This window comes from Streptosporangium sp. CA-115845 (assembly GCF_050943795.1).
Lineage (GTDB): Bacteria > Actinomycetota > Actinomycetes > Streptosporangiales > Streptosporangiaceae > Streptosporangium.
Genome location: NZ_CP191988.1, coordinates 8,010,760 through 8,033,658 on the forward strand (window position 1 = coordinate 8,010,760; position 22,899 = coordinate 8,033,658).

The window sequence follows — 22,899 nt, forward strand, 5'->3', positions numbered from 1 at the left end:
CGGGCGGCTCTCAGCTGCCGAGCTGGCGGGTGATCGACGGGTCGGTGATGGCCGTGTCGTCGGCGAGCAGGAACGCCTTGGACAGGATGACCGACAGCATGCCGCCGTTCTCCTCGAAGGGCAGGAAGACGGACCCGGCGTCGCGGTCGTGGCCGGGGACGATGCACAGGTAGGCGTCGTTGGGTTCCATCAGGATGTTGCCCGAGCCCAGGTGGATCTTGTAGGTCCGCCGGTCCCCGCGTACCCGCAGGAACCGGTCGGTCAGCTCGGCCCGGTCGGCGATCCTCAGCCGGGGCAGCAGCCGGGCTAGCGCGTCGCGCCGGGTGCCGGCGGTCTCGGTGAGTTCGCCGAACCCGTAGGAGTGCCAGTACTCCTCGTGCCCGGCGACGGCCTGCTGGTCGAGGCCGACCGAGGTGACCCCCACCGCCAGGTCGGCGTCGCGGAACACCTCCGACAGCACCAGCGGCGGCACCTCGGTCAGCGGCACCCCATCAAGGGCGACGCGGTTCCCGGCCCAGTCGTGGCCGGAGAGCTCCTCCTGCCCGTCACGGTAGAACGTGATCTGCTCGGTGGCGCAGAAGGAGGCGGTCCCCCACTCGTCGGCCTCCGGGTCGCCGGCCACGTACATGCCCCAGCGGGCCCGCCAGCCGGACAGCGCCTTGATCGCCTCGCCCTGGTCGCCGCCGCACTCGTAGTCCCAGTGACCGATGGACAGCCCGCTCCAGCCGCGCTGGTTCAGCAACGCCTTGGCCTGGCCGTAGCGGAGCGTGTGCCCGGCGAACCGGTTGGAGTGGACGCGGGTCCGCTCCTCGGCCGGGGTCAGCAGGTAGACCTCGCGGAACGCCTGCTTGTACGGCTGGCGCACGCCGTGCTCCAGCAGGTGGTCGCGCCAGGCCCGTACCTCCTCGGCCGCCTCGCGGATCGGATGCCAGAGCTGGATCGGGGTGTCGGGGTCCGGCTGGACGCGGCGTCCCCGCGGGTCGGTGAGTTCCCATCCGGAATCGGTCCGGACGGGGAGCCCGGCCGGGCCCTGGCGGACCTGCCAGATGAGATTCCTGGCGTACAGACCGGTGATCGGGTGGTCGAGGAAGAGCTCCGTCACCTCCGCCCAGCGCCAGAGCCGTTCCTCGATCAGCGCCCGCTCCAGCCGGAACCGCTCGGCGGGCAGTACCTGTTTAAGGTCTTTCAGCGTGGTCTTGAGGGCGGCCAGTTCGGGGGTCTGGCGGATCGCCTGCGGCGCCGACTTGACCGTCCGGCCGGCCGGGTTGACGAACTGGAGCGCGGGGCCGTCCGCGCGGAGCCGTACCAGGCAGTCGCCGATCCTCTCCTCCCGTACCCCGTCAGGGCCGAGCCCGAAGGCCGGCACGGTGCGGTCCAGCAACTGCTCGCGGCTCCAACCCGCCTCGGCTGCCACCGCGTCCAGGGTGCGCGCCACGTTGCCCAGCACGCTCTTCTTGCGGACCTTGACCTGGACCCTGGCCAGGGCCGCGACCACCTCCAGCCCGCCCCGGCGGGCCAGCGTGTTCACCGCGGCGTTGGCGAGCCGCTCGCTGCGGCTGTTGGCGCCCGACCCGCCGATCCCGGTCCCGCAGGTCAGCGCGACGTCGCCGAGGAGTGCGGCCACCCACGGCTCGTCGATCAGCGCGCACGTCCACACCATGCCGCGCACCGGCACGGCGGTGCGCTCGTGCAGGAAGACGGTCTCCCGCCACCCGTAAAGGTTCTCCTCCTGCCTCTCCCGGTGAGCCGCCACCAGGACGAGGATCTCGCGGACGAGGCCGACGGCTTCGGGGGTCAGCAGCGTTTCCGCGGTCCTGAGCCATTTCCCGCTGGGCTTGGCGGATCGGGCACTGTTCCAGTGCCGCAACAGGGGCAGAACCTCGGGGGCGGCCAGGCGCGCGCCGTACTCCTCCGCCAGCCTGCGGGCGACGGCGTCACAGTCCCAGATGACGTTCCGCACCACACCGGCCGGGCCGTTCTCCGCGGGTTCGGTCAGCACGTCCTCCATCTGGTCGTGCAGAACGTCCCAGACCGGCCGGTGGTACTGCCGGAACCAGTCCAATGTCCCCTCCAGGATCTGACGGCGTGCCCGGTAGTCCAGCCGCCGGATCGCGGCGAGCGGAAGCCGGTACAGCTCCGGATAGTCGGTGTGCTCCCGGACCATCAGCCCGTTGGCGGCCATCCAGAGAAAACGGACGTCATCAAACGTCCACGGGGTGTCGCCGTCGGCGGCCGGCCGGGTCACGCGCAGCACGCGCTCGTCGTAGTGGTCGACCCCGTGGTGCCCGTTGCCGAGCCGCAGCTGCGCCCAGCGGCCGAACAGCCTCGGGTCGCTCTCCGCGTCGGGTAGTTCCCGCCCCGCCTCGAAGGCCGCGTCGAAGCGGGCGAAGGCGTCGCGGGCCGCCTCGTCCAGGTAGCGCAAGACATAGTCGTGAGAGCTGGGGAAGTCGTCGATGACGCCCATTCCTCAGCCCCCGACCAGCGGGACGAGCTTGATGAAGGACACCACCGGGTCGACGGTCAGGTCGATCATCTCGGACAGGTCGTCGATCTGACGCTCCCCGACGAGCAGCAGGAACCCGTTGCGGCCGAACGCCCGCTCGGCGGTGTCCGCCTGCCGTTCCCAGTCGATCCGCCGCTTCGCGCCCATCCGGTAGCCGTTCAACTCCACCTCGGCGTCCTCGGGACGGACCAGGCCGTTGAACCGGGCGGCGGGGGCCGCGTTGTACCGGGCGACCTCCTCGCGGACCCGGAGCCGGACCAGCTCCCGCGCCGAGATGCTCTCCGGCAGGTCGGGGAGGGTGAACTCCTCTATCGGCTTTCCCGTCGCGGTCTCATCCCTGAAGGTGACCGTTGCCATCTGGCAGCTCCACAAATAATTGGAATCACTGTGATGGCGATTAGTAGCATTTCAATCCGACAGAAATCGGTATCACCGAACTACCGTCCGGCGCGGATTCCTCGGCGGGCAACACGAGAGGCATGAAGCGTACGGTTGTCGAACGGATGCCCGCCGCGCTCCGCACCCTCAAATCCGACGTGGCCGTCGGCATCCCCCCGGAGACCCTGAGAACCCTCGACGTGGACACCCCGGACTGGCGCGTCACCGGCGGCTACGGACTCCTCCAGGCCGACCTCCGGGAAAGAAGGCCCGGGAGCGGTTCCTGACGTGGTTCCCGACTCGTGGATCTGTCGGGGGGCGGCTGATGGACGTGCGTTGGAAATCATCCCGTCGCCGAGAGGAAACTGGACCCTGGAAGTGGTGGTCGTGCCGGTCTCCGACGTGGACCGCGCCAAGGCCTGCCACGCCGAGCGCCGCGGCTTCACCGTGGACCACGACACCAAGGTCGGCGACGACGTTCACGTCGTCCAACTGCCCCCCGGGCTCCGGCTGTTCGATCGTGGTGGGGACGGGGCTCACGGACATGGCGCCGGGCTCGCTCCAGGGCCTGCAACTGGTCGTCTCGGATCTCCACGCGGCGCGCGCCCAGCTCGTCGAGCGAGGGGTGGAGGTCAGCGAGATCCGGGTCCTCGGCGAGAACCGGAATCCCGAACCCGACCCCCTGGACAACGTCGGGTTCGTCTTCTTCGACGACCCGGACGGCAACAGCTGGGCCGTACAGCAGATATCCACCCGCGGCTAGCACATGACCCCGATCGACCTGGGGTGATTACCCGCTGCAGTGGCTCAGATATAGCTGCTCACCTGCAACGATGCGGCACGTGCGGAAAACGGGGCTCGCCGGATCAGCCGCCCCGCGAGGCGGCCACGGCTAAGGGACCGGCCCGGATGGCACCGATTCTGTCCAGACTCGTTACCGCGGCTCAGGTGGAGGCGCGGGACTGTCGATCAGCGAGGTCTCCTCGGCATCCACAGCTCCTTCGGCAGGACTCACCAGCCGACTTCGTCGCAGCCTCGGTGATCGCCGGGCTCGACCTGGAGCGTGGCGTGGGCCACGCCGTACCGGGAGCGCAGCAGGTCGCGCGCGCGGTCCAGAACGGCGTGGTTGTCACCCTGGTCGTCGGCGACCAGATGCGCGGTGGCGACGTGCATGCCGGAGGTCAACGTCCACAGGTGCAGGTCGTGCACGTCGCGGACACTCTCGATGGCGGCCAGGTCGGCGGCCACGGCCGCGGCGTCCATGCCCTCGGGGACGTGCTGGCCCAGTACGGCGAAGACCTGACGGCCAAGGGAGATCGCGCGGACAGCGACGAAAGCGCCGATGGCCAGAGCGATCACGGTGTCCCAGAAGGGCTGCCCGGTCGTGGCGACCAGCCATCCGGCGGCGATGACGCCCACCGATCCGGCCGTGTCGGCGAGGACCTCGAGGTAGGCGCCCTTGACATTGAGGCTCTCGTCGGCTCCCGAGCGCAGCAGGAACAAGGCGATGAGGTTGATCACGAGGCCGAGGGCGCCGACGACGAGCATGGGTCCCGCGGAGATCTCGGCCGGGCCGCCGACGCGCCCAATGGCCTCGATCACGACATAGGCCGCCACGCCCAGCATGAGCGCGACCGCCAGAAGTGAGGCGAACACCTCCGCCCGGTAGGAGCCGTACGTGCGGCGACCGGTCGTGTCCTGCCGGGTGGCGATGCGGGTGGCGACCAGCGCCGCGCCGAGCGTGACCACGTCGGCCGCCATATGGCCGGCGTCCGAGAGCAGAGCCAGGGAGCCGGAGATCAACCCGTAGGCGAGCTCGACCACGAAGAACGTGCCGATGAGCACGAGGGAGAGCGCCAGTCGCCAGCGGTGGCGACCGGCCGCGTGTCCATGTCCGTGTCCATGTCCATGCCCGTGTCCGGTTCCCATGCCGGTCCTCCTGCAATTCATATGAGCATCTGTTCAGGCGTGCAACATTCTCATCCGGCCGCGCCGGTGCGCAAGAGTCATCGGAACCGCCGTCGCCGGGAATGATCGCGGGCATTCCGCTCCGGGCCACGGCCATCGGACCGAGAGCCACGCATGTCGCCCATGACGGCCGGCCCTCGCGGACCTCCCGAGGAAGGACCGGCGGGACCTTGATGCCACCCGGCACAGTGAGGCTCGCCCCCCTCAGCCGAAGCAGCGGGCGGCACTTCGCCCCTACGGGACAGGGCACTCCATCGATCTTCTACATTAGATAGAAGTTTGACTTGGCGCACGACCTCACATGGGTCGCGGTGAAAGGACTACGGTGACGAGCTCTGAAGACCGGGCTCAGGCGCGGCGATCGAAGACCGAATCCATCCGGGCGGAGAACCAGCGGGAGGACGCGCGCAGGCGCAACCTCAGGATCACGCTGGTGGTGATCGCGGCCTTCGCGGTGGTGGCAGCGGCGTTTGTGGTCATCGGCAAGACCGTCACCGGATCCGGCACCGCGGTGGCGGCCGGGGAGACCCGGTTCGTACGCGCCGACAGCCACCGCCTCCATACCGCGCCGGACGGCAGAGTGACCCTCGTGGAGTTCCTCGACTTCGAATGCGAGGCGTGCGGCGCCTACTTCCCGCTGGTGGAGGACCTGCGCAAGCAGTACGAGGGAAAGGTCACCTTCGTCGCCCGGTACTTCCCGCTCCCCGGCCACTTCAACGCCGAGCGAGCGGCCCGTGCGGTCGAGGCCGCAGCCAAGCAGAACAGGTTCGAGGCGATGTACCGGCGCATGTACGAGACGCAGCGGCAATGGGGCGAGAAGCAGGTCCCCGCGGATGACACCTTCCGCGGCCTCGCCCGGGACCTCGGCCTCGACATGGCCGCCTGGGAGAAGGCCTACCACGACTCCGCCACCCTTGAGCGGATCAAGAAGGACATGGCCGACGGTCAGGCCGTGGGCGTGCAGGGCACCCCGACCTTCTTCCTGAACGGCAAGAAGATCGAGCCCCGGTCCGAGGAGGAATTCAAGGCGGCCCTCGATGCGGCACTCGCCCGCTGAGGCCATGGCGCCCACCGAGAGGCGCGACACCCCGTTCCCCCGGCTGCTCCCCGGACTGCTGACGGTCGGCGGCGCGCTCGGCCTGATCGCCGCTTTCGTCCTGGCGGTCGAGAAGATCGCGCTGCTCAAGGACCCGGCGTATGTGCCGACGTGCAGCATCAACCCGATCCTGTCGTGCGGCTCGGTGATGATCACACCCCAGGCAGAGGTGTTCGGCTTCCCCAACCCGTTGCTGGGCATCGCGTCCTTCGCCGTGGTGACCACCGTGGGTGCGGTGCTCATGGCGGGAGTGAGCCTTCCGCGCTGGTTCTGGCTGGGCCTGCAGGCGGGTGTGACGTTCGGCGTGGTGTTTGTCCACTGGCTGATCTACCAGAGCCTCTACGTCATCGGCGCCCTCTGCCCTTACTGCATGGTCGTCTGGGCGGTGACGATTCCCCTCTTCGGGTACGTCACGCTGCACAACCTTCGCCACCGCCCGGCGGCCTGGAGAATCGCCGGCTACCACACGGTGATCCTGACGGTCTGGTTCCTCACCCTCGTGACCTTGATCGGCGTGCGGTTCTGGTCCTACTGGAGCACCCTGATCTGACGACGAGTCCAGAGCCGCCCCGGCGGGGAACCCCATTCCGGTAAGCCTCGATAGCCTTCCAATGTCCGCAGAACCACTCGACGGCAGGAGACTCCATGGTGCGCCTGGGCAATCTCGAACGGGCGATCATGGAAGCCCTCTGGCAGCACCCCGACGGTGTGTTCGCCCACGACCTCGCCGCCGGCCTGCCCTCGCAGCCGGCCACGACGACGGTACTGACGGTCCTGGTACGACTCTCGACCAAAGGGCTGGTCACCAGGGAGCGAGTCGGTCGCGCGCACCTGTACCGGGCAGCGGTCGAGAAGGACGCCGTGGTCGCCGAGGCCATGCGAGCCGCCCTGGAGGAAGCCGGCGACGTCGAGGCGGCGGTCCAGCGCTTCGTCGGCACGGTGACCCCGAAGGTGGCGGCGGCACTGCGCGAGGCCCTTGAGGCCAGGGACGGCGGGCAGCCGTGACCATCTGGCTGGTCGCCGCAGGGGTGGCGCTCATTCCGGTGATCCTGGGGGGCCGGATCGCCCGGCCGCTGGCCTCCGCGGACTGGGCACGGCGCAACCCGCGAGCGGCTCTGGTGCTCTGGCAGGCCATCGGGCTGGCGGGAGGTCTCGGCGCCATCGGCATCGGACTGGTCGCTGCGGCCGCGCCGCTGGAGGCGGTGTTCCCGCACGGGATGCACACCCTGGTCACCCGGTTCGTCGGCGGGCACGGCCTCGACGGCCTCGGGCCCGTCCACATCGCCGCGCTCATCTGGTCGATCACCGTGCTCGCCTGGCTGCTGGCGCACACCGTCAGGGCGGCCGTCGTCTCCGTGAACAGCCGGCGCCGACAGCGACTCCTGGTCGATGTCGTAGCCGATCACCTCCCGGACCACGACATCTACATCTTGCCGAGCTCCCAGCGGGTGGCGTATTGCGTGCCCGGTGGAACCGGGCGCGTCGTGCTGAGTCAGGGCACCGTGGATCTCCTCGATCAGGAGGAGTTCGAAGCGGTCCTCAAGCACGAGAGAGCTCACGTCCACGGCCGCCACGACCTGGTCCTGTTGCCCTTCGTCGCGTTGGATCACGCCTTCGGCCGGCTGCCCCTGGTGCGGACCGCCCGCCAGGCGGTGGCCGTACTGATCGAGATGATCGCCGACGATCACGCACGGCACGCACATGGCGAGCTGCCGCTGGCCAGGGCCCTGGTTCGGATGGCCGAGCCGGCCGCGGCCTCCGGCTCAGGCTCCTTCGCGCTGGCCGAGGCCGGGGTCGCCGAACGGCTGCAGCGCCTGCTGGCGCCCGAACCCCGGACGCGGTGGGCGCCCGCCGCCGCGTACTCGGCGGCCAGCCTCCTGCTCAGCGGCCCCCTGGCGATCCTGACGGCACCGATCCTGTGCCTCACCGTCTGGAATATCTGAGGGCCGCGTCCACGGAGCAGGAGACCACCGCGCCCCAGGCACCCCTGGTAGCGTTCGCGAACAGGTGTGTCCGCACGTCGTTCACACGGACCGATCGGGTGGGATGGGACCTGCGATGAGCTCCGAGTCGACGCCGCGCCTGGCAACCGCCGAGCACATGGTCGAGATTCCCGCCGGGAGCGTCTTCCTGCGGGACGAGGGCACCAAGGCGATCTGGAAGGTCGAGCTCGGGGCCTTCGAGCTGGCGCCGTATCCGGTGACCCGCGAGCTGTACCGCGCCGTCCGAGGCGAGGCGCCCGCGAGTACGGCGGGGCCGAGGACGCCGGTGACCGAGGTCTCCTGGCTGGACGCCGTCCGGTTCTGCAACCTGCTCTCCCGGGCAACGGGACTCGACCCCTGCTACTCGATGGGCGACGACCCCGACGGCCAGGACGTGGTCTGCGACCGGGAGACCGGCGGCTACCGCCTCCCGTCCGAGGCGGAGTGGGAGTACGCGTGCCGGGCCGGGACCTCCGGCGTCCGCTACGGGGAACTGGACGAGATCGCCTGGCACCGCGGGAACTCCGGCGACGAGGTACACGACGTCGGGACCAGGGCGCCGAACGCGTGGGGGCTGTACGACATGATCGGCAACGTGTGGGAGTGGTGCTGGGACGTCTACGACCCCGAGGTCTACGGCCCGTACCGGGTGTTCCGGGGCGGAGGTCTCTACGACCATCCCCGGGGATGCCGGGCGTCGTGCCGCCGCAAGAGCCACCCGACCTTCCGCATCGACGACCTGGGGTTCCGGCTCGCCCGCTCGCCGTCCATACCCTGAGGGCAGGGCTTGCCGTTCGTGACGCCGCAGCGGCTCGCTCTCCTCGGGGGCAGCGGGGTCACAACGGGCAGGTCTTGCCCTTGATGAGCACCGCACCGGCCTTGATCTGGGAAAAGTCCCAAGGTCGAGGGTTTGCGGCTCGACCTGGGATGGGCACTCTCACTCCTGCGGCCGGTTGTCCGGGGCCGGGGATTCCGGCCTCGACAGGCGTTCCCTCGGCGTCCCAGCACGGAACGGACCGCGTACGGAAGGTCGGGTGACCGTCACCGTCCGGGGCGTGAGACGCCGACGCGAGGAGGAGAGATCATGTCGAACCCGCCGCTTCCCGAGGAAGCAGTCGCCATGCTGAAGAGGCCGAATCCGGCCGTCATCACCACGCTCAAGCCCGACGGCCGGCCGGTGTCCACCGCCACCTGGTACCTCTGGGACAACGGCCGGATCCTGGTCAACATGGACGAGGGCCGCAAGCGGCTGAGTCACCTGCGCGACGACCCCCGGGTCAGCCTCACCGTGCTCGACGATGGCAACTGGTACACGCACGTCAGCATCATCGGGCACGTCGCCGACATACACGACGACAAGGACCTGACCGACATCGACCGGCTGGCCCAGCAGTACCTCGGGAAGAGGTATCCGCAGCGGGACCGCGGCCGGGTCAGCGCCTGGATCGAGATCGACCAATGGCACGGCTGGGGCAAGCACAAGGACAGCGACCAGCCCGGCTGACACCGTACCCACTCGGGCGTCGGCGGTTGAAACCGCCTCTCGATCGGTTGAATCCCCTCCTGTCCGGCCTCGAACCTGACGGCCGAAGGAAAGCGGGCTGGATGCCGGCGGTGTCGTGTCCTCTGGGGCGCGGAAGTGGCGCCCGGAAATCGGGAGCCCTGCGTTCGTGTTTTCTCCGGTCGTGGTTACGGCAGCGGGGGTGGGTAGCGGTGGATCTCCGCTCGATGTCCCGTCGCACCGGCGAACTTGGCATCGTCGGTCAGCAGCGGCATGCCCAGTAGTTCGGCAAGGGCCACGTACATGCCGTCGTAGGCGGTGAGGTTGTTGCGCAGTTCCAGCACCCGCGGCTGTAGAGGCAGCATCGGATGCCGGACGATCCGCAGCTGGGCGTAGCGCTCCAGCATGATCCGGCCCCGCACCTCAGAGATCCGCACCTCCGGCTTGCTGGTGATCACATGACCGCGCACCGCCGAGGCGATCTCCATGTCGATCAACGCCGGGGCGTGCACCTTGCGTGCCAACCGCCGACGGAGCAGGTCGTCGCCCTTCACGTTGGCCAGCAGGCGGAAAACGATCGAGGCGTCCACGACCAGGCTCACCGGCGGTCCCCGCGCAGCGTCTCGCGGACGAAATCGGGGTCGTACGGCACCGGCTCATCGGCGGCGATCTTGGCCATCACCTCGTCCAGCGCCGGGGTGGCCGCCTCCTCGTTCAGCAGATCACGCAGGTAGGCCGTCAGCGATTTACCCTCACGCTCGGCCCGCGCCTTCAACGTCCGCTCGGTCGCCTCGGGGACGTCTCGAATCTGTATGATTCCCACACCTCCACGTTAGCATGCATCTTGCATGCATATTCGTTGCCGACTGCCGTCATCGCCTCGACGCATTCAGCCAGCCCTCAGCGCCACGGCCGGGCCACCATGTCACCGGCACGCACCGGATATGTCACTCATCGCTACCGGGCGGCACTGTTTTCCCGCGTTTCCTCCCCGCCGTGAACGACGGGGCCTCCACACTGCGATTCCGGTGATCGGACCCGCGCCGCCGTCGCCCATTTTCAGGTATGCCCTGGCGACGTTCACCTGGTTGATCTGGGCGGATCGAGGAAGGCGCCTGCTGAACGAGGTCACGGCTGCTTCCGCCTGGTTCACCGCTCGCTTATGGTCACCGAGCAGGTGCCAGCACTCGCCCGCCTGGGCATCCAGCAGCGGGATCATGCGGCATGGTGCGGTGATGCCGGCGGGACCGTGCGTTTCAGGTGGTACTGCCGCCGCGGCCGCGGCTGAGCAGCGCGGCGATCGGTACGGCCGCGGCCAGGCCGCTGAGCAGCACCGCGGCAAGCGCTCCCAGGACCGCCTGCTGGTTGCCGAAGGCGATGCCGACGGCGGCCAGCGCGGGCCCCACGTTGCGCACCGCCGCGACGCCCCCCATGGTGGTACGGCGCACCGGCGATCCCGTGGCCAGCAATGTGCCGATGGTGAACGCGGCGACGGACAGGACGAACCCCGCGAGCAGCGCGCGTGAGCCGAGCAGCGCGACGACGTCATGCCAGCTGCCCAGAAGCATGCCCGCCAGCACGATCATGAACGTCACGTTCGACACCTTGACGACGACGGGATGCCACGATCGCGCCATGGGCGATGCGTAGCGGCGCAGCACGAGTCCGACGGCGAACGGCACGAGCTGCAGGACGGCCACGGTCCGCACCAGCGCGGCGACATCGAGGGAGACTCCCCCGCCGACCTCGGCCGCGGTGAGGATGGCGTTGACCGTCGGGCCGAAGGTGATGCTGCCCACCGTGGCGAGCAGCACCTGCATCGCCGCGCCCGCGACCACGTCTCCGTTCTGCACCATGCCCAGCTTCGCCCCGAGCGGCCCGCCCGGTGAGGACGCGACGAGCACCAACGCTATGAAGGGCGCCGCAGACAGGCCGAACAGCGCGGCGACCCCCCAGCCCAGCAGCGGGATGACCACCAGGTTGGCCGACAGCGCCAGCAGGAGCAGCGGGAGATCGGCCAGGATGGCGCGCAACGCAGGCAGTGTGGCTCCGAGACCGGCCGCGAACATGGTGGTCGCGATGAAGATCACGGTGACCGCGTTGGTCACCAGATGCAGCGTTTCCATGCGCCCCCTCCACCCCGGTGGCGACCGTCCCCGGGCGGAACCCGTCGCCGTACCTCAGCCTTCGAGACCGCCGAGCCGGCGCAGGGCGCGCAGTCCAGGCATGAAGCAGTACTCGCCGCCACGTACGACGACGAACTGCGGCAGCGACGGCAGGCGCCGCCGTACCGGCCGCCGGGGGATCGTGAAGTCGCCCGGGCCGTCGTTGGATCCGACGATGGGATCTCTCGCGTCGCCCGCGCCGAAGAAGACGCCGTCGTTCATCCATTGCGACTGGACGAACTCGAACTGCCGCCCGAGGTTCGCTCCGATGAACGTGAACATCAGTCCGCGGTCGGCTCCGTCGTCTTCCAGGACCCCGTCGGGCAGCAGCGGGCCGTACGCGGTGCCGCGTCTGATCATCCGGTGCAGCCTCGGCGCTCCCGCCACCGCGGCGTCGCGGGGATTGGCCCGGCGGATGTGGCTGCCGCAGGGAGTCGTGAACCCCACCGGATCGTCCTGCTCGTAGCCGAAGCTGTTGTTGCGGCCTCGGTCGGCGCCGAGGTCGGGGTCGTCGTGCCGCGGGCTGAGCGCCAGCGGCGCGCCACTGCGCCAGCGTCCCATGATCTTCGCCGCCAGCAGTTCCTCGTCCTCGGGGCCGTTCGAGTTGTCCCTCAGGTACCGCCGGAACACGGCGACACGCTGGTGGAGCTTGCGGAAGGCCACGAAGGTGCCGTTACGGCCCAGTACCTCGGGCTCCAGGGCCTGGACGCCGCCCATCTCGTCGCGGTAGCCGAGCACGAACTCGCCGGCCTTGAGCGGCACCTCCAGCTTGTTCGACCCGGCGATGCCGCTGCCCTCGACAGCCGGATGGCTGATGCCGTCGCGGTAGCCGAAGGGCTCGGTCTCTCCGGGCAGCGCGTAGCAGTCCTGCCGCCAGATCATGACCACGCCGGGAAGGTCGCGATACGCCGGCCGGGCGCGGTCGATGGCCGCCTCCAGTCGCGCGCTGTCCGGCGCGAGCGCGGTGAGCACCACGTGGACGTCGGACGTGCCCAGCGGCGCCTCCCAGTTCTCGGGGGCGCTCTCTCCGGTGTCGCCCAGCACCTTCGCCCGTGCGGCCATCCCCTGCCGGAACTCCCAGGGGAACGTCTCCAGCGATTCCCGCGGCACTCCCAGGGCCTTGAGGCCGTGATAGGTGACCGCGACGCTCACCCAGGTCTCGCCCAGGGGACTCATCGAGTCGGCGGCCGAGGTCACCACCGCGCTCACGCGCCGCATCAGCTCCCGCCCGTGCGCGCGGTCGTCGATCCGGAACAGGATGTACGTCGCGGCGTACGGGGTCGGGCGAGGGCTGAGAACCCCGCGCTGGATGTCGTCGAGTTCGAGCGTGACGTGCGTTTGCCCGGTCACGAACACCTCCTTTTCCGTGGGACTACTTGAGCGAGACAAGGTTTCTCCAGAAATTGCGCAGGCTCTCGTCACCGCCGAACAACGCGCTGAAGATCGTGGAGTCCGCCATGAGAATGTCGCCGGCCCGCCCACCGCGCGGGGGCATCCACAGGAACATGTTGAACTCGGTGTTCCCGGCCTCCGTGAACGGGTGCGGCCTGGACGTGTCGATCGGTTGCCTGCCCAGCACGTGGATGACGTCCGGGTCGTCGGTCGTCACGGCGTAGTGCGGCAGGTGCATGTGGAAGTTGAAGGTGGTCACCCCGTCCAGCCACCCCTTGGTGTCCAGATCCCTGGTGATGGACAGCGGGGCGATCCTGCCCGGTTCCCGCACCGCGGGGCGCAGCCCGTAGCGGTTCTCGACGGGCACTCCGAGCCCTTCCATCAAGGATCGGGTATACCTGCCGAACCGCTGCTGGCGGGGGACGAGCAGGTCGCCGTGGTGGTAGTACTCGACGTTGCGCACGGCCAGGTCCTCCGAGGCGCCGACGTCGTGATGCGGCCCCAGGATCAGGCAGGTTCCCTCCCGGCTGAGGAACTCGCGCAGTGCCTCGATCTCCTCGGGCGCGGCGTCCTGCCCGGTGATCATGTGATCCAGCCCGAACACGAACAGGGTGTCGGTGTCGGCCAGCACCCGGTCGTCGAGCGGAGTCTGGAAACCGGCTTGGTCGACGCGCTGATAGACCGGCACGGGGTACCCGGTGGTCTCCTCGACGAACTGCTGGAACGGCACCCAGGCCCAGAAGAACAGCTCCAGTGTCCCCGCGATGCCCTGCTGGAACCGCATCGGATCGGACCATTTCGGTTCCTCGTAGGCGGGCCAGGCCACGCGCCGGACCTCGGTCATCGTGGAAAACCGGTTGTCGAGCTCGGCCGGGTTCCGGCCGGCCTCGGCCGGATAGCTCCATGCGACGTAGATGCTCACCCGTCGCCGACCCGGGGTGTACTCGCGCGGCACGTGGTTCTGGTTGTAGGTACGCGCGGTCCTGAATTCGTTCATTCCATCTCCGATCTACAGCGGAACACGCGGAGGTGGCCCGATATCACTGCAGCTGGTCGAGCATCTCCGAAAGGGCCCCCTTGATGCGCAGAGCCTTTTTGATCTCGTCGGCGGTGACGTACGGATATTCCCCGTACTCGATGAAGCTGGGGCAGTGGTGCTCGCGCACGAACCCGATGAATGCCTCCGGGTTGGTTCTCCAGTCTTCGGGAAAACCTTCGAGATTCTCGAAGGCGGTGCTCACTCCCGCCTTGCTGAACAGCATGATGGCGTCTTCGGTGTATTTGTCGAAGTCGGTGTCGAAGATGCCCTGGTACATGAAACGTGTGTCGTCGTCGAAGAGCACCCAGCGCAGATAGTGCAGCTTGAGCGGCGCGAGGAGATCGGGGTCGCCTTCCAGCGCCTTGGCCAGCGTGTAACCGTAGTTGCGTATCGCCTCGGCGCGGCCGGGCTTTACCTTCGCGATGATGGTGAACCCGTAGCACGCCGGGGTCCTCGGAAAGACAGGGCCGTACTTTCCCTGCTCAAGATGGTCGGTTTCCTTGGGGATGACAACTGCCTGTGGCTTGATTTCCATGCCGATTCCTCCGTCGTACGGCGCGGGAGATCCCCACACTACGACAAAGAGGTATAAATACAGCCATATCTCCATATTGGACATCACTGCATTCGACCGCATTTTGGGTGATCGTCTTTTGCGCTCTCATGACTGTCGCCGCGTCGTCTCGCACACCGTGCGCCGGCCGGTCGGCATCGCCGAGAAATCCTCGACCTTCAAAACCAAGGGCTCGCCGAGCTGGAGCTGATCTATCCTCCGCGGGCCGCCACGCTGCCCTGCGAGCCGGCTCGCGAAATCCCGTGGACCTTCACCGATGCCGGCGAGAACCAGGTCACCATCTCCAGGGGCCGCTCCGCCTACCTGACCGACCCGGGCGACGACGACCGGCCCGTCGTACCGCTGGGACCCGACATGGAGGGCCAAAAGTGGACCCTCCGACGGGTGCGACGTTTCGAAGACGTCAGTGGTGCCGCCGTACTCCCCTGACCGAGATCATCCAGGATGGCGAGGAGGCCGGAGTCCGGTTCCGTGAGTGGCCGGACGCGAACCGTGTCCCTTTCCGCCGCCGGATTGGCGGCGTCCGGCGAGGAAGAAACAACCGGATCCGTGGCGGCCGGAGGTTCCGTATCGCCAAAGCACCCGATACCACCCCATTAACCACCGATATTGCGGAACCCCCTCCCAAATAAGCGTTCATGCCGCACTATGCGCACCTGCGGGAACCTTCGGGCCTCGCTGACATCCAACCTCGTACGCGCCGACGTCCATGCACCGGACGCGAGCCGTACCCCCCGATGTTGATGAAGGTGTCGTGATCATGACGTCGAATGTGACGCGGTTATATCAGGCGGTGCTGCGCGACCCCACCCCGCCGATCTCGATCCGGCTGCGCCGCAGCTTCTCCGACTGGGTCGTACCGAAGGGGTTCCCGCCGCCGAGCGCCGCGGTGGTGAAGGACGAGGCCGAGGCCGGCGAGGCCCGGCTGGTGATGGAGCGGCGCGGCGACTGCGGCCGCTACACGCTGGACGAGCCGTACGGGCAGGGGCGCCTGCGGACCCGGGTGACCTACGCCGAATCGACGCCGAACATGACCGGATGGGTGGTCGTCACCGTGGAGCAGCACGGGGGACCTGACCCGGCCGCGAGGCGGGAGCCGGACCGGACCGGGAGACGGAGCGCGAGGCAGCGCGGGAAGCAGGGAGCCGAACAGCAACCGGAACCGGCGATGGTGAAGGCGCCGGGTTTCCTCCCGGCGTACCTGGACACCGCGCGAATCAGTGACGGCGCCGTCCAGGTGGAGGGCGCCGCGGTGCTCCTCACCGAGGACGACGTGCAGCGGTTCGTCTCGGTGATGACCGAGCCCCGGCGCCGGGTACCGATACTGGTCGTCTCCGCGGACCCTCGCGACCCCGAGGTGGCGCGGGAGCGCGCTGATCATCTGGCCGACGGCGTCGCCGGCGCGGGCCTGGTCGTACGGCTGGCCGACCTACGCGCCCAGGACCGGTTCAACGAGGCGATGGGCCCGGAGCTGGGCGTGTTCGGCGGGGCGATCCGCACCTACTTCGCCCCCTTCGATCCCGCCGGGGAGCACTACCCCCGCCGGCACCCGCCCATGGGCGACGCCGCGATCCGCGGCCGGGGCGCCGCCGCCCTCGACCGGATCGTCGACGGGGTGATCGGCGAGACCGCACATCGCAAGGTCCCCGACGACGTGCGGCGGACGCTCGATGTCGTGCACCGCGTACTCGCCGGACGGGCCGAACTGGGCGAGATCGCCGACGCCGCCGCGCCCCGGCCCTCGAAGGTCGACTTCGCCCGTGAGGAGATGCGGCGGCGGATGATGGCCATGACCAGGCGTCCTGCCGTCCCGAAGGCCGAAACCGTCGCCCCCGCGAAGATCGCCGCGGAGGCCACCGTCGAGGCCACCGTCGAGGCCACCGTGGAAACCACTGTGGAGGCCACCGTGGAGGCCACCGTGGAGGCCACGAGGACGACCGTGGAGACCGCCCAGAGTGTCGCGGACATGGTGGTCAAGGAGCTGCGCGGGGAATTGGAGACGGCGCTGGGACTCGCCACCTCGTCGCAGGTCGCGGGCGACTCCGGCCAGGTGCTCCGCGAGATCCGGGTGCTCGGCGCGCACCTTTCCGGCCTGCGTGACCTCGTCGCGGAACGGCGCGGCGACGGGCCCGCCGGCGAGACGGAGAGGAGCCTCCGCGACGAGCACCGGTTGCTCAACGAGGAGTACGCCGAGGCCGTCACGAGCGCCAGGAAGCTCGCCGAGCGGGTCCGCTGGCTGGAGCGCAGGCTCGCCGAGGCGGGCGAGCCGGTGTACGGGATGACCGAGGACGATCCGGTGTTCGAACCCGGCGGCCTGGCCGAGGTGCTGGCCGAGGCCCGCGAGAGCCTGCGGCACATCGGTGTCGGCGACACCGACGGCGCCGCCGCCCGGCTGGACCTGGAGCATCACATCCAGTGCCGTACCTGGGCGGCGAAGGCGTGGGACGCGCTGCGCGCCCTGGACGACTTCGCGGGGGCGCGGTCCAGCGGGAGGTTCGCGGGCGGCTTCTACGACTGGTGCGCCGGTGACTCTCCCGGTCGCCGCACCATCCCCACCGGGATGCTCTCCATGCGCGAGTCGAAGAGCGTGGTCACCCGTGCCAAGTTCAGCGCCCCCCGCAGGTTCGCCGTCCCGCCCGAGGTGCATCCGAGCGGGCAGATCCTGATGGAGTCGCACATCAAGCTCCGGTCCGTCGGGTACCCGGCCCCTCGGATGTACTTCCACGACGACTCCGCCGGCACCACCGGCAGGATCTGGATCGGCTACCTGGGCGAGCACCTCCCCAACACCCGTACCAACTGACCGAGGTTCTCAGCCCGCCGGGGCCGGCTCGGCGTCCGTCCCGAACCGCCGCCGGTAGGACAGTGGGCTGAGCCCGGTCTGCCGCCGCATCCGGGTCCGTAGGTTCGACGCGGTGCCGAGCCCGCTGAGCCGGGCCACCATGTCGAACCGGAGCTCGCCTCGCTCGATCAGCCGGCAGGCCAGCGCCACCCGTTCGGCCGTGAGCCAGGCCAGGGGGGTGATGCCGAGCTGGGCGGCGAACCTCCGGTGCAGGGTGGCGGAGCTGACCGCCGCGCGTGCCGCCAGGTCCGCGACGGTCAGCGGCCGGTCCAGCCGTTCCTGCGCCCAGGCGAGCACGGCGCCGAGGGAGGCGTCGGGTACGGCGGGTACCGGCCGTTCGACGAACTGCCGCTGACCACCGTCCCGGTGCGCCGCGAACACCAGGCGACGGCTCACCGTGTTGGCCACCTCCGCGCCGTGGTCGCGGCGGATCAGGTGCAGGCCGAGGTCCAGCGCCGCCGCGCTGCCCGCCGCGGTCAGCACGTCGCCGTCGTCGACGAACAGCACGTCGGGCTGGAGCCGGACCTCGGGGTGGCGGGCGGTGAACGACTCCGCCCAGCGCCAGTGCGTGGTGGCCCTGCGACCGTCGAGGACGCCCGCCGCGGCCAGGGTGAACGTACCGGTGCAGAAGCTCACCAGCCGGGCGCCCCGCCCGGCGGCGCGCCGGATGGCGTCCAGCACCTCCGGGGCCGGCTCCACCAGCGGATCCGGCCGGTTGGGCACGATCACGGTGTCTGCCCCGTCGACCGCGTCAAGCCCGGCCACGTCCGACAGCGTGAACATTCCGGCGTGCATGCGGACGGCGGGCAGCGCGGCGCTGAGCGTGAAGTCGTACCACGGCACGTCGATCTCGGGGCGGCGCAGCCCGAACAGCTCGGTCGCCACGCCCAGCTCGAACGGGTTCGAGCCGTCGTCGACGATCACGGTCACCCGGTGCCCCTGCGAGGATCCATGCGACATATGCGATTCCTAGCACTCACGCCGCCCGGGCGCCACCCACCACGATGGCCTCATGAACAATGAACCAGTCCTCCTGCGGACCGCGCTGGCCGGCTTCGACAGGCTGTGGAGCCCGCGGATCGTCACCCGGGTGAACGACTACGACGTCCGGATCGCGAAGGTGTCCGGCGAGCACATCTGGCACGCCCACGAGAACACCGACGAGTTCTTCCTGGTGCTCGACGGCGAGTTGTCCATCGCGCTGCGCGATGCCGACACCGGTGAACGCGTCGTCACACTGCCACAGGGCGCGGTGTTCGTCGTACCTCGCGGTGTCGAGCACCGGCCGTCGTCGGCGCGGGGTGCCTCGATCCTGATGTTCGAACCGACCGGCACCCCGTCGGTCGGCGACCGGCACGACCCGATTCCCGGCCACATCGACGCCACCGTCGGCCACGCGCTCGGCTGAGCGGAAGCCGCTACCGGATTGCGGGCCGGCGCGTTGCCGCCGGTCGACGTCCGGCGCCGTTATCCGGCGCCGGACGCGCGGGTCGCGGAGATCGAAACGAATTGGGCAACAGGGTCCTTCAGGCCAGGGAGCACGTCAACCGGCGGCCGGTTTCCTGGCCGCGAACCGCTCGATGGTGCCGAGCTTGAAACGCTCGTGCCGCTCCACCGCGAATCCCATCTCGCGCACCCCCGGCAGTGGCCGGCGACAGTAGTGCTCGCCGGCCATCGGCACGCTGAAGAGGTCGACCAGCCGCTGCGCCAGCCGCAGCGGCCAGGACGACGAGGCCACGTGATCGGCCAGGAGCAGCAGGCCGCCCGGTTTGAGCACCCGGGCCATCTCCTCCAACGCCGCCCGCTCGTCGGAGATGCCGCAGAGCGAGAACGTGCAGACGACCGTGTCGAAGCTCTCGTCGGGAAAGGTCAGCGCCCGCGCGTCGCCCTGCCGCAGGTCGGCCGCCCGGCCGAGAGTCCCGGCCCGGCGCCGGGCCACCGCGAGCATGTCGGCGCTCCACTCCACCCCGGTCAGCCGGACGTCGTCCGGATAGTGGGCGAGGTTCATGCCGGTGCCGGCCGCCACCTCCAGGGTGTCGCCGGACGCCTGCCCGCACAGCCACGGGCGGCTACCGGCGAAGAACCGGCGCTCGACGAACTCCATCCGCCGGTCGTACGAGTCGGCCTGCCGGTCCCAGTATCGACGTAACCGCGTGTCCTGCATCGAGGAGTTCGTCATGATTTCAAGGTAACTCTCCGGCGGCTGCCACGCGGCTGAGCGACTCGGCGGTCACGGTCCGGTCCGTACGCGGTGGACGACCACGGTCGTTTCGCGGGGGGACGCCGCACAACCGGTGTCCGGTCCGGGATGCTCTTCCACCGCGAAGATCAAACCGAGAACTCAGATTCACATAAAAAATCTTTGTGCGTTCAGTTCACATTTGTTGGACAATGGTCTACGGTCCATGAGTGTGACGCGGCGCACACTCGATCGGATTACCGAGCGGAGTCCCCTCGCTCCGGTCCGGTTCGGGCCGCGCGTCCCGTCGAGGGAAACCCCCAGTCCAGCAGTGCCGCCGGGCACCGACCTCGGAGGAAACATGGGCAGCGTCGACCGTGCCACCCTGACCCGGGGCGGCAACCCCGTCGCCCTGGCGGCCAGTGGTGACCGCGCCGCCGGAGCGGCGAGTGGCGACCGGACAGCCGGGACGGGCGCGGGCATCCGTGCCCTGGTGATCCCGCACGAGGAGCGCATCGCCGTGATCGCCGAGGAGCAGCGCGCCGTCGACCACGCCTACGACTGCGTCGAGCGCAGGCGGCTCGGCGCCGACCGGGTCAGGAGCACGCACGGCCAGGAGCACCCCGACGCCGGTCTCCCCTTCGTCCCGGACGTTCCCCCCGAGTTCGGGGTGGAGGACGACCTCGGCGAGCAGCCGCTCGTCTTCATGCGTGTCGACGTCGCCGACGACCCGGACGGCCGGGAGACCTGGCGCATCGGACGCCGCGCGGTCCGCGACGCCGAGGGCGACCTCGTCGTGATCAGCTGGACCACCGAGCAGGCGGTCCGCTGGATGAAGGCCCGCGCCTCCCGCCCCGGCGAGATCCGGCTCCGCCGCAAGCTGCGCCTGCACGGGCGCACGGTGACCGACTACCTCGACGACATCCGGCCCCGGGTCGCGAACCGCAGACTCCAGGAGGTCCCGGAGGCCGTCTCCCCCACCGAGGAGCCGCCCGGCGAGAACGCCGACGCCTTCCTCCTCGCCGACCTCGACCGGGCCCGCGACGGGCTGATGCGCGACATCGTGGAGACCATCCAGCGAGACCAGCTGGACCTGGTCTCCGACGGACGGCCGGGGGTGCTGGTCGTGCAGGGCGGCCCGGGGACCGGCAAGACCGCGGTCGGCCTGCACCGCGTCGTCTGGCTGCTGGATCCGACGAACCGGGGGCTCGCCCCGGACGACGTCCTGGTGATCGGACCGCACCGGGGGTTCCTCCGCTACGTCAGCCAGGTCCTGCCGAGGCTCGGCAGCCGGGGGGTGGCGACGGTGGAGGTGGCGCGGCTCTGGGACGGCGAGGTCCGCGCCGTCGACACTCCCGCGGCGCACCTGGTCAAGTCGGACGAGCGGATGGCCGAGGTGCTGCGCCGCGTCGTCGAGAGCGGCATCCGGCCCGAGGCGCCGGCCTCGCACATCAGCGACGACGTCTTCAGCACCCCGTACCGGGGAGCCGCGCTGACGCTTCCCGGCGCCGAGATCGAGGCGCTCGCCGTCGAGGCGCGCGACTCCAGCGGCCCCTACCTGGTCCGCCGCCGCAAGTTCGTCGACACGTTCGTCGACCGCCTGCTGAGCAGGTACGCCAAGGCGCTTCCCGGGCAGCGCCCGGACGGCACCCTGCGGTCCGGGATCGAGAAGCACGGCCGGGTGGCCTCTCTGATCAACGCGGTGTGGCCGGCGCTCAACGCCGAGACCATCCTGCGCAGGACGTTGAACGACCCGGACGCGATCCACGCGGCGGCTCCCGGCGTGCTGACCGAACAGGAGCGGGAGGCGGTGCTGCGCCCCCGGGTGGGCCGTGCCTCCGAGGAGCCCTGGACTCTCGACGACCTCGTCTGCCTTGAGGAGTTGCGCCACCTGTTGTCCGGGGACGAGCCGCGCCGCTACCGGCACATCGTGGTGGACGAGGCCCAGGATCTCACCCCCATGCAGGCGCGCTCCATCGCCCGCCGCTGCCCCGGCGGTTCGATGACCGTGCTCGGCGACCTCGCCCAGACCACCGGCACCCGCCAGTACGACGTGTGGGGACGGCTCGCCGGGATCCTGAGCGGGCACGACGGCTGGCACCTGGCCGAGCTGGCCGTGGGCTACCGGGTCCCCGACGAGGTCATGCGGTTCGCGGCGCCGCTGGCCAGGGCCGTGTCCCTGTCCACCACGGTCCCGGTGTCGGTACGCCCCGCCGATGAGACCTCGCTGACGATCACGCGGACCGGACCCGAGCGGTTGGCGGACGAGGCCCTCGCGCGGGCGCTGGATCTCGCCACAGCCGACCTGGAGCGGTCACGGTCGGTCGCGCTGATCGCCCCCGACGGCACCGCGCTGCTGGAGGAGCTGGAGCGGAAGGTCGCGGCGCTGCAGGGAGCCGTCGCGGCGGACGACGTACCGCCGGTGAGCGTGCTGCCCGCGACCATGGCCAGGGGCCTGGAGTTCGACCACGTCGTGGTGGTCGAACCCGCCGCCATCGCCGACCAGGGGCCCGCGGGGCCGCGCCGGCTCTATGTGGCGATCACCAGGTGCACCCAGTCGCTCACCGTCGTCCACGCGGCGCCGCTCCCCGCGGTGCTGGGCGGACCGGAGGCCCCGGCGTTCGCGGCACCGGGAGAACCGGCTACTTCCACGATCACGGTGCAGAACGGGTCGGCACTCCCCGTACCGGAGGAACCCACCACCTCAACACCTCCCGTACCGGAGGAACCCACCACCGCCGAGGAGAACACCACGATGAGGCCCGACACCCCGGCCACGGATGAGAGCTTCCGGTCCTTCGTCTCCTCGCTGGAGGAGCGGGTCGGCGCCGACAGGCAGTGCCACGTCCACGAGCAGGTGCGTTACCGGCTCATCGCCGAACTGCACGGGGCCAGGCTCGCCCCCTCGCAGTCCCCTCTCGCCGACATCGTCTGCAAGGGCCCGCGGGGAGCGGTCCTGTACGAGGTGCTGGGAGAGGGCGGGCACACCTACGAGCGGATGCGCGAGGCGGTACTGCGGATCATGGAGGTCGAGCACGTCGGCGGGGACCGCGCGGAACACCTCTTCCTCGTGCTCCCCCAGGCCCCCGAGCCCGCGTGGGCGCCGGCGGTGCTGAGCACCGCCTTCGACATCGCGACGATCTGGAGAGACGGCACCGGATGGGCCGGGGAGGAACTGGCCACCGCCCTCGGTCAGGCTCCCGACTGAACCGCCGCGGCCGGCGGGCCTGCTCCCTACCAGGGGGACCGCTACGGCGGCGTTAACGTTCGCGTTCACCTC

At 69.8% G+C, this 22,899-nt stretch carries 22 protein-coding genes; 11 read left to right on the forward strand and 11 right to left on the reverse strand.

What is annotated here, in order from left to right; all coding sequences use genetic code 11:
• Window positions 1-10: 10 nt before the first annotated feature.
• Together ACQP0P_RS38335 and ACQP0P_RS38340 are read right to left on the reverse strand one after the other, a co-directional pair.
• A complete protein-coding gene (locus ACQP0P_RS38335; protein WP_433365170.1) occupies window positions 11-2,464 on the reverse strand; it encodes a DUF4132 domain-containing protein in 2,454 nt (817 codons plus the stop codon).
• A gap of 3 nt (window positions 2,465-2,467) precedes the next feature.
• Complete coding sequence (locus ACQP0P_RS38340) at window positions 2,468-2,860, reverse strand: hypothetical protein (protein WP_433365173.1); 393 nt, start codon at window positions 2,858-2,860, stop codon at window positions 2,468-2,470.
• A 122-nt stretch (window positions 2,861-2,982) separates the two neighbouring features.
• Here ACQP0P_RS38340 and ACQP0P_RS38345 point away from each other — a divergent pair, with 122 nt between their 5' ends.
• Both ACQP0P_RS38345 and ACQP0P_RS38350 read left to right on the forward strand, forming a co-directional pair.
• The gene (locus tag ACQP0P_RS38345; protein WP_433365176.1) at window positions 2,983-3,168 is read left to right on the forward strand and encodes a hypothetical protein; all 186 of its coding nucleotides are present in this window, start codon (window positions 2,983-2,985) and stop codon (window positions 3,166-3,168) included.
• A gap of 257 nt (window positions 3,169-3,425) precedes the next feature.
• Window positions 3,426-3,644: a hypothetical protein gene (locus ACQP0P_RS38350; protein WP_433365179.1), complete on the forward strand. Its 219-nt coding sequence runs from the start codon at window positions 3,426-3,428 to the stop codon at window positions 3,642-3,644.
• Window positions 3,645-3,892: 248 nt separating this feature from the next.
• Here the strand turns inward: ACQP0P_RS38350 and ACQP0P_RS38355 are convergent, their stop codons facing one another.
• On the reverse strand, window positions 3,893-4,810 hold the full coding sequence (locus tag ACQP0P_RS38355; protein WP_433365182.1) for a cation diffusion facilitator family transporter: 918 nt from the start codon (window positions 4,808-4,810) through the stop codon (window positions 3,893-3,895).
• A gap of 364 nt (window positions 4,811-5,174) precedes the next feature.
• Between ACQP0P_RS38355 and ACQP0P_RS38360 the strand changes: the two genes are divergently transcribed.
• From ACQP0P_RS38360 to ACQP0P_RS38385, 6 genes are all read left to right on the forward strand, one after another.
• A complete protein-coding gene (locus ACQP0P_RS38360; RefSeq protein ID WP_433365185.1) occupies window positions 5,175-5,906 on the forward strand; it encodes a DsbA family protein in 732 nt (243 codons plus the stop codon).
• 4 nt (window positions 5,907-5,910) lie between these two features.
• Window positions 5,911-6,495, forward strand: coding sequence for a vitamin K epoxide reductase family protein (locus ACQP0P_RS38365; RefSeq protein WP_433365188.1), 585 nt, complete (start codon window positions 5,911-5,913; stop codon window positions 6,493-6,495).
• Window positions 6,496-6,590: 95 nt separating this feature from the next.
• Window positions 6,591-6,950: a BlaI/MecI/CopY family transcriptional regulator gene (locus ACQP0P_RS38370; RefSeq protein WP_433365191.1), complete on the forward strand. Its 360-nt coding sequence runs from the start codon at window positions 6,591-6,593 to the stop codon at window positions 6,948-6,950.
• Window positions 6,947-7,888, forward strand: a complete 942-nt coding sequence (locus tag ACQP0P_RS38375) for a M56 family metallopeptidase (RefSeq protein ID WP_433365194.1) — start codon at window positions 6,947-6,949, stop codon at window positions 7,886-7,888. Before ACQP0P_RS38370 ends, ACQP0P_RS38375 begins: the two co-directional genes overlap by 4 nt.
• Before the next feature lie 115 nt (window positions 7,889-8,003).
• Window positions 8,004-8,705 (forward strand): formylglycine-generating enzyme family protein, encoded by a 702-nt coding sequence (locus ACQP0P_RS38380; protein WP_433365197.1) that lies wholly within the window; start codon window positions 8,004-8,006, stop codon window positions 8,703-8,705.
• 306 nt (window positions 8,706-9,011) lie between these two features.
• Window positions 9,012-9,431, forward strand: a complete 420-nt coding sequence (locus ACQP0P_RS38385; protein WP_433365200.1) for a PPOX class F420-dependent oxidoreductase — start codon at window positions 9,012-9,014, stop codon at window positions 9,429-9,431.
• Between the two features lie 185 nt (window positions 9,432-9,616).
• Here ACQP0P_RS38385 and ACQP0P_RS38390 read toward each other — a convergent pair whose 3' ends face one another.
• The 6 genes from ACQP0P_RS38390 to ACQP0P_RS38415 all read right to left on the reverse strand — a co-directional run bounded on the left by ACQP0P_RS38390 (window position 9,617) and on the right by ACQP0P_RS38415 (window position 14,559).
• On the reverse strand, window positions 9,617-10,030 hold the full coding sequence (locus ACQP0P_RS38390; RefSeq protein ID WP_433365202.1) for a type II toxin-antitoxin system VapC family toxin: 414 nt from the start codon (window positions 10,028-10,030) through the stop codon (window positions 9,617-9,619).
• Window positions 10,027-10,251 carry a FitA-like ribbon-helix-helix domain-containing protein gene (locus ACQP0P_RS38395; protein WP_433365205.1) on the reverse strand — a complete coding sequence of 75 codons (225 nt, stop codon included), beginning with the start codon at window positions 10,249-10,251 and terminating at the stop codon, window positions 10,027-10,029. Before ACQP0P_RS38395 ends, ACQP0P_RS38390 begins: the two co-directional genes overlap by 4 nt.
• A gap of 433 nt (window positions 10,252-10,684) precedes the next feature.
• Entirely contained in the window at window positions 10,685-11,554 is an 870-nt protein-coding gene (locus ACQP0P_RS38400; protein WP_433365208.1) for a bile acid:sodium symporter, read from the reverse strand.
• A gap of 54 nt (window positions 11,555-11,608) precedes the next feature.
• Complete coding sequence (locus ACQP0P_RS38405) at window positions 11,609-12,943, reverse strand: Dyp-type peroxidase (protein ID WP_433365211.1); 1,335 nt, start codon at window positions 12,941-12,943, stop codon at window positions 11,609-11,611.
• 22 nt (window positions 12,944-12,965) lie between these two features.
• A complete protein-coding gene (locus ACQP0P_RS38410) occupies window positions 12,966-13,982 on the reverse strand; it encodes a hypothetical protein (protein ID WP_433365214.1) in 1,017 nt (338 codons plus the stop codon).
• A gap of 43 nt (window positions 13,983-14,025) precedes the next feature.
• Window positions 14,026-14,559, reverse strand: coding sequence for a hypothetical protein (locus ACQP0P_RS38415; protein WP_433365217.1), 534 nt, complete (start codon window positions 14,557-14,559; stop codon window positions 14,026-14,028).
• Window positions 14,560-15,358: 799 nt separating this feature from the next.
• On the opposite strand from ACQP0P_RS38415, the gene ACQP0P_RS38420 reads away from it, so the two are divergent.
• The gene (locus ACQP0P_RS38420) at window positions 15,359-17,401 is read left to right on the forward strand and encodes a hypothetical protein (RefSeq protein ID WP_433365220.1); all 2,043 of its coding nucleotides are present in this window, start codon (window positions 15,359-15,361) and stop codon (window positions 17,399-17,401) included.
• 9 nt (window positions 17,402-17,410) lie between these two features.
• On the opposite strand, the gene ACQP0P_RS38425 is transcribed toward ACQP0P_RS38420, so the two are convergent.
• On the reverse strand, window positions 17,411-18,400 hold the full coding sequence (locus ACQP0P_RS38425; protein WP_433365223.1) for a helix-turn-helix domain-containing protein: 990 nt from the start codon (window positions 18,398-18,400) through the stop codon (window positions 17,411-17,413).
• 52 nt (window positions 18,401-18,452) lie between these two features.
• Here ACQP0P_RS38425 and ACQP0P_RS38430 point away from each other — a divergent pair, with 52 nt between their 5' ends.
• Entirely contained in the window at window positions 18,453-18,848 is a 396-nt protein-coding gene (locus ACQP0P_RS38430; RefSeq protein ID WP_433365225.1) for a cupin domain-containing protein, read from the forward strand.
• Between the two features lie 135 nt (window positions 18,849-18,983).
• Here the strand turns inward: ACQP0P_RS38430 and ACQP0P_RS38435 are convergent, their stop codons facing one another.
• Entirely contained in the window at window positions 18,984-19,619 is a 636-nt protein-coding gene (locus tag ACQP0P_RS38435; protein WP_433365228.1) for a class I SAM-dependent methyltransferase, read from the reverse strand.
• A 361-nt stretch (window positions 19,620-19,980) separates the two neighbouring features.
• Here ACQP0P_RS38435 and ACQP0P_RS38440 point away from each other — a divergent pair, with 361 nt between their 5' ends.
• Window positions 19,981-22,827 (forward strand): HelD family protein, encoded by a 2,847-nt coding sequence (locus ACQP0P_RS38440; protein WP_433365230.1) that lies wholly within the window; start codon window positions 19,981-19,983, stop codon window positions 22,825-22,827.
• Window positions 22,828-22,899 lie beyond the last annotated feature (72 nt).